Origin of the sequence: Brevibacillus sp. BD137, assembly GCF_041644655.1 — a bacterium.
GTDB classification, from domain to species: Bacteria; Bacillota; Bacilli; order Brevibacillales; family Brevibacillaceae; genus Brevibacillus; species Brevibacillus brevis_D.
The window spans coordinates 501,720-515,871 of the sequence record NZ_JAOTNO010000001.1 but is presented as its reverse complement, the minus strand read 5'-3'; the positions used below and the strand labels follow the sequence as shown (position 1 = coordinate 515,871).

Here is a 14,152-nt window from a genome sequence, read left to right as displayed (position 1 = left end):
TATATCATATTTATATGCCGTTAGATGAACGATAAAGGATCATGGAGGAATATACGCATGCAGGAGGCCTCAATTAGACATGTATTCGAAGCTTTAAACACCATGCGCGCCATCGATGTGGTGAACAAAGAAGACTGGGAGCGGGCAGCGAAGGAAGCTGAATTGGATTCCTCCGTGCAGTTAAACATTCTCTGGATCATCTACTGCTATGAAGGTGTACGCGTCACGCAAATTGCAGATTGGACCTTTTGGCATCCCTCTTCGATTGTCATTCATATCAAGAAATTAATGGAGAAAGGCATGGTGACCATCGAAAAGTCGGAGTTGGATGGGCGTGTGGTTCACGTATACCCGACTGAAAAAGGAAAAGAAGTATTGGAAGCCAGTCGAAGAAGTGTACCAGATATTTTTAGATTGACGTATGCATTGGAGAAAATGGAGGAACGATACAGTACAGCAGTAGTTGAACTGTTCTTTGAATGTCTCTCCTTTGTCGCGCAATCGTTGCATGGTGCAGAAAAAGTAAGATGGATTCAAGAAGGCGAAGACAGGGTCATGAACCCGACACGTCTGGTAAATGATGCTGTTTGGGTGGCAAAAACGTGATTTTTCGCTTATACTAGTAAATAATCCGAATATTTTACGAAATTCGGAGGCCAAAATACTGTTGAGGAGGGATTGCTGATGGAGCACTACGACCACTTATACGACGTATCGGAGAATGCTAATGTACGTTTTCTCGGTTTTATTTCAGAGGGAACACGATACGACTTTGGCATGGTCTTTACACACAAGTTTTATGGGAAGCCGTTGGTGATCTGTATGCAGACAGGGCAATCGACTCTTCTCAGTTCTGAAGATGCGGTGAATCCAGGATACCTGCAAAAAATTTTCAGGCTGGATTCGGAGAACGAGGCAGTCGCGCTTGCTGAGTTTTTTCAGGAGCATTTACCATCCATTCCATTTGAAGAAAATCAGTATTAGGTAACGAGCAGAAGTTTATCTTCTGCTCGTTTTGGTTTTTTTTGTAAAATACGACCCTCCGTTTTTTAGTATAATCAAAAGAAATCAAGCAGTAGGAGGAACAGGGAGAATGGGTGTACATAAATGGTCGGCCAATGATTCTCGGGGAGCCATTGTTCTCGTCCATGGAACGGGAGAGCATCATGGGCGCTATGAGCATGTAGCAGCTTACTTCAATCAGGCAGGCTGGGACGTATATGCGGAAGATTTGCCGGGATGGGGGCGCTCTCCTGGGAGGCGGGGGCATATTCAATCATTCGAAGACTATTTGTCCCGTGTACGTGAGTGGACGAGTACCGCTCTTGCCGATGCATCAGGGGAGAAGCCAGTATTTTTAATGGGGCATAGTCTGGGTGGTCTCATCGCGACTCGCTTTATTCAGACGGATGAGCGGAGCAATGAGTTGGCCGGGTTAATTCTCACATCTCCATGCATGAAGCTCAAATTGGCTGTACCGGCGTGGAAGGCGCAATTGGCACAATTTCTCGATCGGGTCTGGCCAACCCTTGTCATGCCGAATGGAATCACTCCCGATATGGTATCGCGTGACGAAGCTGTTCAGGCTGCTTATCGGAACGATCTGCTCAATTATTCCAAGGTAAGTGTCAGATGGTTCACGGAATTAAACCGATCTATGGAAAAGGCGTGGGAGGAAAGAAATCGAATCAAGCATCCTGTCCTTGTTTTGCAGGCTGGTGCTGATACATTGGTTGATGCGGATGCTGTGGAGCAGTTTACAGCCGGCCTTTCAGACAGACAAACCTTTGAGCGATTCACAGGCTTGCGACACGAAATTTTGAATGAGCCTGAAAAGGAAGAAGTCTTGCAAAAAATCGTGATCTGGTTGAATGACAATATTACGCTGTAATGTGACATACTAATTATCAACAAATGCATCTTGACTCCGAATGGTGTAGCATATTAAGATGAATGTAACATAACATTTAAAGGAATATGTGAATCAATTGAATGCGGAGGGGACATAGATGGGAACTATCGTATGTCAGACTTGCGGAACCATCATCGAGCATTTTGAATGTAACTCAGTGAAAACGCTTTATGCGGTGTGCAACTGTGACTGCCAACCTGGTGAAAGACAGGAAAAAGAATAAAAAAATAGTCAACAGGCCTACGGTGAGGCCTGTTTTTTTTGACAACCTTTTCCGTATGGAGGATAATGGAGAAGAGTGAAAATCGTTGTAAAAGGAGGAATTGTTTCATGAAGCGAAAACCGATGCAGGGAATGCTGGCCGCTGCACTTTTGGTCACATCTCTGTGGAGCGGGACACCGGCGCTTGCCTACAGTATTGGTGATGAAGAAAAAATCGATGCGAGCAAGCCAGAAATTTCCGGAGCCGGTTATGACATTTCCAAAAAATATGCCGTGTGGATGGTTGAAGGGGAAGAAACCGTAACCCTTTACAATCTCGATAAAGGTACACAAACGCAAATTGGCGACAAGGAATCTGAAAAGACGAATCCGAAAGTCGATGGTGAGTATGTCGTGTGGATCGACTCCCGTGATGGAGGTTCGGACGTCTACTTGTATGACATCGCGGAGCAAAAAGAAACCCGTTTGTCAGATGGGTCAGCAACTGTCGATGGTGTGGAGATCGGGGATAAAAACGTCGTCTGGACAGATAACGGGGATGTTTATCTGTACAAAATTTCTACAGGTGATACAGAGGTCGTATCTGCGAATGGAAAAGCAAGCAACCCAGTGGTAAGTGATGCGTATGTCGCATGGGAAGATGAGCGAGATGGCAACAGCGATATTTACTATTACGATATCAAAGCCAAACAAGAAAAGGAAGCTGTCGTCCAAAAAGGCGATCAAGGGCGTCCTACTCTTTCCACAAATAAAATTTTGTATGAGAATCGCTCCTATAATCAAATATACGTGCATACCATCAGCAATGGCAGAAACAAAGAATTGACGAACGGTTCAAGTGACAAAGAATTTGTACATACGTACAAAGACGATTATGTGTATGCGGAAGGTAATGATCTGATCTATCGTACCGTCGATAAATCGTCCAAAAAGAAGATTGACTCCAACCTTTCTGGAAATGTAGGACCGAAAATTTATGGTGACTACATTTTGTATGCCAAAAAGGACAGTAATAAAAAGCTCCAGCTTCATCTGTATGATCTGGACGATAAAGAGCAAGTTCCGCTGGGTAATGTAGGTGGCGATCCTATTGATCCAGCTGGTCACGATCGTTATGTCGCGTATGTATCAAAGTCTAAGAATAACAATGCGATCGTTCTTTACGATATGGAAAAAGGAACGAGCAAAGCCATCAGTGGTTCAGATCAAGATGCTGCTCGCCCTGTCGTAAGCTCTCGTTATGTTGTCTGGTATGATCAGAAGGAAGACGCACTCTTCTCCTACGATATTCGTAAAGGCGTCCAAACGCAGATCACAAACGAAGATGATGATCAAAAGCCGAGTGAGAAGTTTTACGAAATCGACGGAGAGCGTCTATTGTGGGTTAATGTCGATCGCAGAGCAGAAGTGATCATCACAAATCTGTCCACTGGAAAGCATACTGAGGTAACAAGGCTGAAAAGTGAACCGTTAAGTGTTGATATTTCTCAGGACTATGCAACCTGGGTAGTCGAAGAAGGCAAAAAGAATGCGTCGATCGTTCTCTACGATATCGAGGCAGATAGAGAAAGAGAAATTCGTAAAAACGTAAAAATAGAGAAAGCAGCCATTGGCGATGATTTCGTGGTTTGGAGCGAAGATACTGGCAATTCCAAAGCAGGTTGGGATTTGTACTATTACAACATCGACCGTCAAAAAGTCAATCCGCTGCTACGCTATTCGGATGGCGACCAGAAAAATCCACAGGCTTCACGAAATATGATTTTGTTTGAAGACAATCGTCTGTCCGGAAAAGGCAAGCAGTTCTACTTTGAGCTATATGATTTCGAAGAGGGGTCATTTAGCGATATCGAGTGGGATGATGATGCGGAATTGAAAAGCCCGCGCATGGGTGGGAATCGCATTGTCTGGGTAGATGATCGCGACAAAACTCCTTACGTTTACACGTTGGCGTTCACTTCGGGTGCTGACGATGACGACGAAGAGGACGATGATGAAAAAGACGAGGACTGATTCCGAATAAATCGAGTCAGGCTCTCTGAGAGAAAAACAGACGAAAGGATTTCTTTCGTCTGTTTTCTTTTATGTCCGGCATAAATACGGCTTCAAAAGGACAAGTGCTATGAGAAATAAAAGGACGGCGACATAAGCAGGCAAGAGATGAATAAAATCAACATAGCCAACGGTAAAATGTATGCCTATGCCAGAAACAAAGCCTGGAATGCCTGCTAAAAACAATGTCCACCAAATCCACGCTTCTCCTCGCCTGATCCCCCAAAGACTGATTAGCAAGACGGCTAGGCCATTCGAAACTAATGCCCCGCCAAAGCCAGCGCGGTCATGAGCAATGACCGGAATTAATTGCTCGTTGTAAGACTGCAAGGTATCAGCAGACACACAGAGAAAGACGAGGTCGGAAGGAACGAAGACACCAGTGACGCCGATGATCGAAATGATGATACCAGCCCCTGTTAAACCAAATCCGATGATGACAAAGAGCAACTGTCCCCATAGTGCCATTCGCCAATCTCGATCATTGTGAAGCTGAGGAGGTAGGCGAGTCAAATGAACCTTCGCTGGTGTCCGTAATGCGAGCAAAAACATGGGGAACAATACGAGCGCTAAAATCGCGTGCAAGTAATCGAAGTACCCGTATCCAATAAATAAAAAGATGCTGGAAAATCCAACGGCTCCGGAGACGAGCAAGATGGTCCGCGTCCAGTGAATATCTTTACGTAGGCCATGGTAAGCCAGTTGGCTATACAAAATTCCTATGGATATCATCGTTCCTGCAAGACTTACCCGATCGTGTGACATAAAAGAGAGGATTTGCGCATTTAAAAATGCAAGCTGGTCGGCTGACATCCCGAGAAAGCGTTCGTCGTAGGGGAGGACAACAGTTGTTGCGGCGACCAGCCAGGCAAGTGCCCCACCGATCATCATGCCCAAGCCCAACAAGATGCCCCATACCCAAGGAGGAAATAAAAAAGCAGGTCGATTTTCTTGTGGAGGGTTTGTGGCTGGTTGTGATTGCAAGATGGCTTCGTTAATTCGTTTTGGCAAGCCAGGTCCAGAATAGACCAAGCCACTGTGCAACTGGACAAAGTCGGCACCCGCTGCCAGAAAGGTCAGGGCATCTTGTGGCTCCAGAATCCCACCTGATCCAATGATAAGAGCATCTGACCACTGTTCCCGTGTCCAGGAGACAAAATTGACCGCTTGTTTGTGTGAACTCCTCCCCGTGGTGTAAACAGAGGTTTCCGCGCATGATGAATCTTCCTGAATGATGCCTCCAGCGACAACTAGACCGTTGAGTCCTGCTTCTTTTGCCGAGGTGAGAATCGGGAGTGCTTCCGTTTCTGAAAGGCTCGGAGGAATCGCCAGCAAGAGAGGTAGATCCGTTTGACTGCGCAAACAAGAAAAATGTTCCTTCCACGCTGTATGGCTCCATTCTGGCTGTCCCAAATTCGCGCGCGTGTCAATTGTGAAAAACGAACAGATGTGCTCTAATTTGCCGATCAGCTCCTGAAGCTCCTCTGTGGCTTCTCTCAGGCTGGTTTCTGGTTGGCAGGCCAATCTGACTCCGATCGGAATTTTGACGTCAGCAGACCCCGTCAGGCGCCTCAGAAGGCTATCTATACCATTATTTACCAAATGACCTGAATAGTGGATGTTCATGGCGGTAATGTCACGTTGAACGGTGCCGTGAGAATTGATCGGTTCTTTGGACACAGGTCCCAGTTCTAGAAACCCGAAGCCGAATTTGGACAGCGCCTGAATGGCGATGCATTCCGTATCCAATCCTGCACCCAACCCGACTGGGGTAGGGAACGTGACTGGGCCCATTGTTTTGGAGAGCTGCGAGGGTGGTTCCATATGTCCCATCCATTCGATGATGGACGGACCACCCGGAATTTTGGCCAAAGTACCGATTGATTTCAAGGTAATCGATCTGGCCCGTTCGGGTGGCATGAGAAAGAGAAGTGGCCGGAATATCGTTTGATACGACCAGTCTGGCATGGCAGCATCGCTCACCTTTCCTGATTTTTCCCAATTTCATCTTATCTTAAAATGCTTGCATAAAAAATAAAAAAGCTGCTCTCTCGTGAAAGAGGCAGCCGTTTTTCGGTTCGGATCGCTTAGCCAGAAATGGCGGTTTGTCTTTTTACGACTTTGATCGTTTTCAGTGTCTCATCTTCAGGACCTTGTACGGGTAATCCGACTCGAATGTTCTCCTGGATGTATGCGATATTTTCCTCGGTGATTACCTCCCCAGGTAGGAAGATCGGGATGCCTGGAGGATACACCATGATGAACTCAGTGATGACTCGACCTGCTGCTTCCACTAATGGAATCGTCTCTGTTTCTGCATAGAAAGCATCTCGAGGGGTGGTGGACAGCACAGGGATATTCGGCAGGGAGATGGTCGGCTTGTCTTCTGCTTGTACGTGCGAAAATTCAACGGACAGATCACGCAAGCCATTTACCAGCGCACGGATGGATTCTTCCGTATCTCCGGCAGTAACGAAGCAGAGGATGTTATACAGATCGCTCATCTCTACCTCAATGTTATACTTGTCACGCAGCCAGTTCTCGACTTCCCATCCAGTGATTCCGAGATCGCGTACATGGATGAGGAGCTTGGTTGGGTCCATTGCAAAAGTCGCAGGCTTTCCAAGAATCTCCTTGCCAACGCAGTAAATACGCGGGATTTCGTTAATCATATCGCGTGCTTTTGTTGCCAGCTCCATCGCTTGATCCGCGAGCATTTTCCCGTTGAGGGCCAAGTGCTGACGCGCCATGTCCAACGACGCGAGGAAGATGTAAGACGTCGAGGTCGTCGTGAGCATACTCATGACCGTTTTCACCCGATCCACATCGACGAGCCCTTCCCGTACATTCAAGATCGACGTTTGGGTCAAAGAGCCACCCAGCTTGTGTACGCTGGTCGCAGCCATGTCGGCACCTGCTTGCATGGCTGAAATCGGGAGCTCCTCGTGAAAATGAATATGCACACCGTGAGCTTCGTCGACCAATACAGGAATTTCATAGTTATGCGCCGCCCGCACGATCTCACGCAGGTCACCTGCAATACCGAAGTACGTTGGGTTAATCACCAACAGAGCAGCAGCATCAGGGTGGGCTTCCAGTGCTTTTTGCACGGCCTTCACTGTGATCCCGTGAGAAATACCCAGACGCTCGTCCATGGCAGGGTGAATAAAGATGGGGATTGCTCCAGCGAAAATAATCGCCGACATAATCGATTTGTGCACGTTACGCGGTACGATAATTTTGTCGCCAGGACTGCAGGTCGCCATAATCATCGCCATGATGGCACCGCTTGTACCTTGTACGGAAAAGAATGTATGGTCAGCGCCGAATGCCTCGGCTGCCAAATCTTGTGCTTCTTTAATCATTGCCTTCGGGTGATGCAAATCATCCAATGGCGCAATGTTGATGAGGTCTATCGAAAGAGCGTTGTCCCCGATGAACTCGCGAAATGCCGGATGCATACCCATACCCTTCTTATGGCCCGGAATGTGAAATTGAATCGGGTTCCGGTTGGCGTGCTCCAACAACCCGCTGAACAAAGGAGTTTTCATTTGTCTCACTACGATCGCCTCACTTTACTAATCAAGAATAATAAGGGGAAAAACAAACAAATTGAGTATAGCAAAATAGGGGGGGAAAGCAAGCGAATTTTTATTCAGGTTTACGTGTGGTGGCAGGAGTTTAGCCTGTAAGCCGAGAAGGTCATTTACACGAGGTGATAAAAGGATGAAAACGAGAGTAACGGAGCTACTTCAAATAGCATACCCAGTCGTTCAAGGCGGCTTGGCTTATTTAGCTTACGCAGACTTGGCTGCGGCTGTGTCAAATGCGGGGGGACTCGGTCAAATTACGGCGATGTCCTTGCCATCGGCTAAAGCGCTGCGAGAGGAGATTCGCAAGGTTCGTGCATTGACTGATAAACCATTTGGTGTGAATTACGCAATTGGTCAACACGGTCGGCCGTATGAAGAAATGCTGGATGTGGCGATTGAAGAAGGAGTGACAGCTGTTTCGGTAACAGGAGGAAATCCAGAGCCACTGCTGCGCAGACTCGATGGTCATCCCATCAAAAAGCTTGTCTTGGTTGCATCTGCCCGCCAAGCACAAAAAGCTGAATCGATCGGCGCGGATGCTGTGATGGCTGTCGGTCAAGAAGGTGGGGGTCACCTGGGACGAGATGATATCGGTACGTTTGTTCTGATTCCGCGTGTGGTGGATTCCGTGAAAATCCCGGTATTGGCTAGCGGTGGAATCGGCGATGGTCGGGGAATTTTGGCAGCGCTTGCACTTGGTGCAGAAGGTGTGGAGATGGGAACGCGATTTATTGCGACGAAAGAATGTGCCCATGCCCATTCTGCCTACAAAGAGGCGTTAGTTACTGGAACCGAGCACGATACCGCAGTTATCAAGCGCACACTGGGGGCACCCGCGAGGGTCGTTCGTACACCAGGCTCTGATCATATTCTCCAATTGGAAAAAGAAGGGGCAGGCTACGAGCAGTTAAAGAGCTTCATCAGTGGAGAGAGCAATTGCACCTTTATTTATGAGGGCGACAGCCGGCGAGGCTTTGGGTGGGCTGGTCAGGTTATTGGATTGATTGATGATGTACCTAGTGTCCAACAATTGTTTGACCGTATGTTTGGCGATGTGAACAAGTCTTTGGATCGACTGCGGTCTTTTTCCTAAAACAAAAGAACAGGCCTGCGTTTTTCAAATGAAAGCGGACCTGTTCTTTTGCATATAACTTAATTAAAGAAAGCAGTAAGCGCTCTATCCACGAGAATTTCCTAATGTATAGAGCTTACTCAACACGCCAAATGTTTCTTCGAGTCGACTCACCAATGCTTCTCCGTCTGAAAGAATTGGATCATGACGATCAATGGTAATTCCGCAGAGCAACTCCGCTTTTTTTACCTGTGCCAGCCTGTCCACCAGCTTTTTCACGCCAGCCGTGCCCAATTCTTTTTGAGACGTACTTGCTGGTTGCATATGATCCGGGGACCAGTGAAAGTGCTCCGGAACCATCGCAAGAACCTCATCCAGATGCTTGTTAAACGCATGGCTGATGATCTCTTTGGAAGGAGATTCGTAAATTACCGCGTACCAAACGAACAAATGTGTTCCCCACAAGCCGATTTGAAAGTGCGGATGTTTTTTGTAACCGCGTTTATCATTAGCCCAGGCAACCCACGTATCAGCTGGTGGGTTCACCGTACGGCGTGCATGTTTTGCTATGTGCGTAAACATTTCATCCCCGGTTGCTACGGAAAGAAAAGGCGCAAAGTGTTGGCTGAGTACTTCGAATTTGGGACGGATATTGGTTTTGATCGCGTCCATCCGAGCATCCAGTCCATCAATGGCAAAAACATCAAAATCTTCTTGACGAAAACCTGGAAACGTTGGCATGTAACAAACACCTCTTTTAAGCATCATCAAACCCCACTGGAAAGAAAAGGGCGATCGTCCCCGTCAAGGGAGCTTGGAATCCTCCATATGATATCATACCATCCAGGAAAAAAATACATGCCGAGTTTATGAATAGCAAAACCAAAGCCTGAATAATATGATATACCACTCACTCCCTTACGGCGAAAACGATATCTGAGTATTCTGTCAACGGGAGGGGCCTGTAGAAGATGAATCTCGGCATGGAGTTGGAGTATTTCCATTTGGCAGTTTGGTTTGACCGCAAAACATTGCACGCGATGGTGCAGGCCCTGGTGGAAGCAGGGGTGAGCGTCACGTGGAAAGAATCTCCCGAGCAGTTTCACCTCCTCGTGAACACCACAGATGGCCGATCCGACTGGAAAATGCAGCGTTTAAATGGGTCCTATAAGCTGCACATTGCAGGCATTCCTGTCAATGATTCTCGGGTGGCACTCGTACTGTACCACTTCGTAGAGCGGGCAAAAGGGCATGCCATGATCAAGGTCACTTTTGAAGAGTGCGTCTTGCTGAAGCAAATCCAGTACGGAGAAGTTATCAGAATAGTGGAATTAAAAGGAGCTGAGAAAAAAGTGATCTATGAAAAATTTTGCAATGTAACGATGGATCAGGTAATTGCCGCGATGAAACGACGTGACTCGGAAGAACGCATCCCGGTACTGCGACTGGAGTTGGATTATGAACTGGCGACGTTGTATGACGCGATGCAAGCCAAAGACCAAAGTCAGATGAAACACTCCACAGAGCGATTAAAACAGCTCCGTCGGGAAATGTTGCTTTTGGAAGCGTAGGCAGACTGGAGGATAGCCAAAGGACGATGAGTTTGACACAAACCAATACGGAATGAAAAAGCGACATCTCAAACAAATGAGGGTGTCGCTTTTTTTGGTGAAAAAGTCGCTCATTTCGTAATTGTTGTTTTTATAAAAGACTTGTTTGAATGGGAGGCCCGACGGTTGTACAATAAAGAAGGTTTTTAACAGCATATTTACGTACGCGCCGGAAAGGAAGAAAAGTTTTGGAAGCATTCCTATCACAAATCCCCAATGTAGCGATCCTGCTTTTAGCCGTCATCGCATTGACACTGATCCTATTATGGATCGTGATTATGCAGTCAGTTCGGACTAGTCGATTGAGGAAATCAATCAACCGGATTATGACAGGGACGGGAGGAGCCAATCTCGAGGAAGGCTTGCATAAACTGCTGGATCAGGTAGAGGAAATGAAAAAGCAGCATAGCGATCAGCAGTTTGCCATCAATCGTCTGTCACAACGAATGGCAGCGCAATGCGGCAAAGTAGCGATTATCCGTTACAATGCCTTCGGGGATGTCGGCAGTGATCTTAGCTTTTCGTTGGCGGTAACAGATGACGTTGGGAACGGCGTCGTGATCACCAGCATTTTTGGACGAGAAGAATCTCGCGTGTACGCCAAGCCGCTTGAGCAGGGTACATCGACCTACCATTTGTCTGAAGAAGAACAAGCTGCGATCAAAAAAGCGATGACCTCAACCGTAGGGATATAAGTCGCTTTGAATTTCAATGAAACAGCAAGCATTTGAGTGAATCAGGGAGTTCATTTCATTTCCCTGCTTCTGATTGCGGATATTCCGGTTTTTTGCTAAAATTCATCGTCATTTTGCTCAAGACTTTTGAGGGCACCTGAGGTATAATAAAGATGTCAGAAATGGCTTTTTTGCGAAAAACAAAAAGTAGGTGATCCGCCTTCATTACCCAAATCGATTTTCGATGCGGAGGGCAAGGCCAGGTTCTACAGCGTTCTTTTGTTGATACTTAGCGTATCTCCTCTGTTTTGGATAACTGTTCGGTCATACTCGACCCATGCAAACCAAAAGAATTGAGGAGATATTTATGGCACAGCGTTTAGCAACTAATTACGCCAAGGCCTATTTTACGGTGAATGAAGAAGAGCTGAACCAGTTCGTTTCGCTTTTCACCAATGAACACATTTCAGTCCAAGTCAAAGTGTGTGACAATGGCGATCGTGACGTAATCTTGAATGACAAGAACGGCGAAATTCAATTGAGTTTCTGTCGGGTTGGCAGCCGCTACTCATGCGACAGCTCGTATCTGATCCGAGATCGGCAACTGGCAAATGCTATGAGAAAAGCAATGAAAGCGTTCCGAGGCTATGGAATTGTCCACCGGATTTACGACGGCTTCACAATGGTGTATCACTACGATCAAGGATCGGTTGTGAGCATTCAGGAGCTAACCGGAGACGAAGAAGTGTCCATCTTTGAAAATAACTCTCTGCACATGGCCAATGAGCTGGAGGCTTTGTTCCAGCAGGATGGTAGCGAGCAGGAGATTGAGTTCTTACGTCAAGAAACGGACCGATGGCTGGATTTGCGTAATTGGGCAAAGAGAACTGCCCCAGAAAAACTTCCAGCAATTGATGTTCGATTGGTAACGTTATCGCGACGTCTATTTGAATTAGAAGTTTAGTGAAAGAAGGGTGCCCGGGGCGCCCTTTTTTATTTATGTGATCAAGTAGCGAGTAAGAAAAAGCGGGTTTCCTCCTAACAAGAGGTGCCCGCTTTTACTATTTGTCCTTCACATTTAGCGCAAGGGTAATGGCTTGCTCATATTGTGCCAAGTTTCTCCAGCGTGATCTGAGCTGGAAACACCGTTGTTGAGGTATCCATGTCTTTCATAGTAGCCAATCAAATTATCTTTACACGTAAGAGTAATCGTCTCGCGACCGGACACTTTTGCGGATGCTTCCAGATGTGCTAGGAGCATGGAGGCAAGGCCACGATTTTGAAACGTGGGAGAAACCGCTAAACCTAAAATCGTTTGATGACCGCCAGATGCCGGATTTTCTTTAATCGTTTGAAAAAGATCATCGGTAATGAAGGGGGATTCGATGACGGGTCCATTGATCAAACCCGCAATGATCCCATCCGCTTCCGCTACAAAAAAACTGTCAGGAATCAAACGAATACGTTTCTCAAATGCTTCCTGTGTTGCAGCTTCTTCTGGTGAGAAGCAAAGGTGCTCGATAGCGATTAGTGCTGGCAAATCTTCTGGTTTGGCATTACGGATAGTAATCATGTGTTGTAATCCTCTCCATTCAGGTTCCTTTCTAAAAGTTTAGCATATATCATAATAGGTGAAAGCCACTTGTAGCAGGCGTCAGTTCTCCATTCTGTAGAGACAGCCGTCATGCCTATTTGTAATGTTCTTATAGATTATTGAAAAAGGGTATTGTCAAACTAGGCCGATGCATGGTATTGTTGTTTTCGTTGGAAACAGGATTAGGAACCAGGATTCACTTTAAAGGGTGGATAACAACGGAAACCGCCCCCGTTAGTGAATGACGCAGGTCCTAGCGATGTTTAACATTACACTCGTTAGGAAGGGGGAACCGAAAGATGGAATATTCGACTTTCGGAAGACACGTTGCTGTTGACACATGGGGAGTTCAGTTTGATTTGTTGAACGACGCAGAATTTTTGAAAAAGGAAATGATTGAGGCTGCTGAGGCATGCGGTGCTACGGTACTGAGTGTGCAAGCGAAGCAGTTTTCTCCTCAGGGTGCTACCGTACTGGTTCTTCTCTCGGAAAGCCACCTGTCCATTCATACGTATCCTGAGCGCGGCTTTGCTGCTCTGGATTGCTACACGTGTGGGGAAACCGTTGATCCGCAAATCGCCATCGACTACTTGGTATCCGTGCTGAAGCCGGAAAAAACTTACGCGAAGAAATTAGTTCGTGGTTTGGGTGAACTGCAAGTTGTTGAGCCAGAAATGAAACTGGTTGAAGCGGCAAAGTAAGTAACAAATGGAAAAGTTTTCAAGAGGTGCGGACTAATTCCGCACCTCTTTTATATGGAGCTTCGATTCCTATTTGTCATCATGGAGTGACAGTAGGAATTCTGAGACCCATATCGTGGAGCAGAGAACGAAATTCCGTGGATGTATTGGTGATTTGATTGTTCATGTCGGGTCTCACATCAACTTGATTGGTCCGATGCGTCGCTTCTTCATAAATATCTGCATGGATGGCACGAATCCGATCAAATGTGGCTGCGTCGGAGGCTACTTGGATGGAGAAGTGGGGAACACGTGAACGAACGGCTGAGTGGACTTGCTGTTCGATTATGCGCGTTTGCTCAGGGCCAAAATTTTTTCGAACACGAATTCCGATGACAGCATCTGTTCCACTCACGAGAACAGTAGCCCGCTCCACTCCAGGTACTTCATCTGCGACCAAGGTGAGCTGTTCAGCCAAATCCTGATTGAAACCATTGACCGTATAGCCTTTGTGATAATTGCGGGCATTGATTCCGCCAGTGTAGGCATGATAATCATGAGCAAGGCTTGTCCTGGCACCCGGGGCTTGCTGATAGGTGGTACTTTGTGTGTGCGCTTGATTTTTTGGATGGCTGTTCGAGCTTGCGCATCCGGTTAACATGGTTGCAATCGTAAGCAAGCCAACCAAACATTTCGGGCCATACCGATTCATACGTATGCCACCTCCATTTTCCTTAGTATGA

Annotated in this window: 14 protein-coding genes and 1 pseudogene; 10 read left to right on the top strand and 5 right to left on the bottom strand. The window is 46.7% G+C overall.

Features of this window, described 5'->3' with window-relative positions; all coding sequences use genetic code 11:
• Positions 1 to 57 precede the first annotated feature (57 nt).
• The 5 genes from ODZ53_RS02755 (at position 58) to ODZ53_RS02735 (ending at position 4,147) form a co-directional block, all read left to right on the top strand.
• Positions 58 to 606 (top strand): MarR family winged helix-turn-helix transcriptional regulator, encoded by a 549-nt coding sequence (locus tag ODZ53_RS02755; protein ID WP_026134060.1) that lies wholly within the window; start codon positions 58 to 60, stop codon positions 604 to 606.
• 78 nt (positions 607 to 684) lie between these two features.
• Entirely contained in the window at positions 685 to 984 is a 300-nt protein-coding gene (locus ODZ53_RS02750; protein ID WP_015892160.1) for a DUF3055 domain-containing protein, read from the top strand.
• A gap of 109 nt (positions 985 to 1,093) precedes the next feature.
• Positions 1,094 to 1,891 carry an alpha/beta hydrolase gene (locus ODZ53_RS02745; RefSeq protein ID WP_372675822.1) on the top strand — a complete coding sequence of 266 codons (798 nt, stop codon included), beginning with the start codon at positions 1,094 to 1,096 and terminating at the stop codon, positions 1,889 to 1,891.
• Between the two features lie 118 nt (positions 1,892 to 2,009).
• Entirely contained in the window at positions 2,010 to 2,135 is a 126-nt protein-coding gene (locus tag ODZ53_RS02740; protein ID WP_372675821.1) for a GapA-binding peptide SR1P, read from the top strand.
• A gap of 107 nt (positions 2,136 to 2,242) precedes the next feature.
• Positions 2,243 to 4,147: a hypothetical protein gene (locus tag ODZ53_RS02735; protein WP_372675820.1), complete on the top strand. Its 1,905-nt coding sequence runs from the start codon at positions 2,243 to 2,245 to the stop codon at positions 4,145 to 4,147.
• Positions 4,148 to 4,216: 69 nt separating this feature from the next.
• Here ODZ53_RS02735 and ODZ53_RS02730 read toward each other — a convergent pair whose 3' ends face one another.
• The gene (locus ODZ53_RS02730) at positions 4,217 to 6,154 is read right to left on the bottom strand and encodes a beta/alpha barrel domain-containing protein (RefSeq protein WP_372675819.1); all 1,938 of its coding nucleotides are present in this window, start codon (positions 6,152 to 6,154) and stop codon (positions 4,217 to 4,219) included.
• Positions 6,155 to 6,273: 119 nt separating this feature from the next.
• Positions 6,274 to 7,746: an aminotransferase class I/II-fold pyridoxal phosphate-dependent enzyme gene (locus ODZ53_RS02725; protein ID WP_087348096.1), complete on the bottom strand. Its 1,473-nt coding sequence runs from the start codon at positions 7,744 to 7,746 to the stop codon at positions 6,274 to 6,276.
• 163 nt (positions 7,747 to 7,909) lie between these two features.
• On the opposite strand from ODZ53_RS02725, the pseudogene ODZ53_RS02720 reads away from it, so the two are divergent.
• Positions 7,910 to 8,872 (top strand): annotated as a pseudogene (locus ODZ53_RS02720) (NAD(P)H-dependent flavin oxidoreductase); the annotation flags it as partial.
• Between the two features lie 84 nt (positions 8,873 to 8,956).
• Here the strand turns inward: ODZ53_RS02720 and ODZ53_RS02715 are convergent.
• Positions 8,957 to 9,592 carry a YktB family protein gene (locus tag ODZ53_RS02715; protein WP_142496425.1) on the bottom strand — a complete coding sequence of 212 codons (636 nt, stop codon included), beginning with the start codon at positions 9,590 to 9,592 and terminating at the stop codon, positions 8,957 to 8,959.
• 230 nt (positions 9,593 to 9,822) lie between these two features.
• Between ODZ53_RS02715 and ODZ53_RS02710 the strand changes: the two genes are divergently transcribed.
• The 3 genes from ODZ53_RS02710 (at position 9,823) to ODZ53_RS02700 (ending at position 12,099) form a co-directional block, all read left to right on the top strand.
• The gene (locus ODZ53_RS02710; RefSeq protein WP_173605277.1) at positions 9,823 to 10,422 is read left to right on the top strand and encodes a hypothetical protein; all 600 of its coding nucleotides are present in this window, start codon (positions 9,823 to 9,825) and stop codon (positions 10,420 to 10,422) included.
• A gap of 227 nt (positions 10,423 to 10,649) precedes the next feature.
• The gene (locus ODZ53_RS02705) at positions 10,650 to 11,156 is read left to right on the top strand and encodes a DUF4446 family protein (protein ID WP_372675818.1); all 507 of its coding nucleotides are present in this window, start codon (positions 10,650 to 10,652) and stop codon (positions 11,154 to 11,156) included.
• A gap of 346 nt (positions 11,157 to 11,502) precedes the next feature.
• Positions 11,503 to 12,099 carry a hypothetical protein gene (locus tag ODZ53_RS02700; protein WP_372675817.1) on the top strand — a complete coding sequence of 199 codons (597 nt, stop codon included), beginning with the start codon at positions 11,503 to 11,505 and terminating at the stop codon, positions 12,097 to 12,099.
• 114 nt (positions 12,100 to 12,213) lie between these two features.
• Here ODZ53_RS02700 and ODZ53_RS02695 read toward each other — a convergent pair whose 3' ends face one another.
• Complete coding sequence (locus tag ODZ53_RS02695) at positions 12,214 to 12,708, bottom strand: GNAT family N-acetyltransferase (protein ID WP_372675816.1); 495 nt, start codon at positions 12,706 to 12,708, stop codon at positions 12,214 to 12,216.
• 320 nt (positions 12,709 to 13,028) lie between these two features.
• Between ODZ53_RS02695 and speD the strand changes: the two genes are divergently transcribed.
• Entirely contained in the window at positions 13,029 to 13,430 is a 402-nt protein-coding gene (gene speD / locus ODZ53_RS02690) for an adenosylmethionine decarboxylase (RefSeq protein WP_007723244.1), read from the top strand.
• A gap of 79 nt (positions 13,431 to 13,509) precedes the next feature.
• On the opposite strand, the gene ODZ53_RS02685 is transcribed toward speD, so the two are convergent.
• Positions 13,510 to 14,121 carry a YhcN/YlaJ family sporulation lipoprotein gene (locus ODZ53_RS02685; protein WP_372675815.1) on the bottom strand — a complete coding sequence of 204 codons (612 nt, stop codon included), beginning with the start codon at positions 14,119 to 14,121 and terminating at the stop codon, positions 13,510 to 13,512.
• Positions 14,122 to 14,152: the final 31 nt, after the last annotated feature.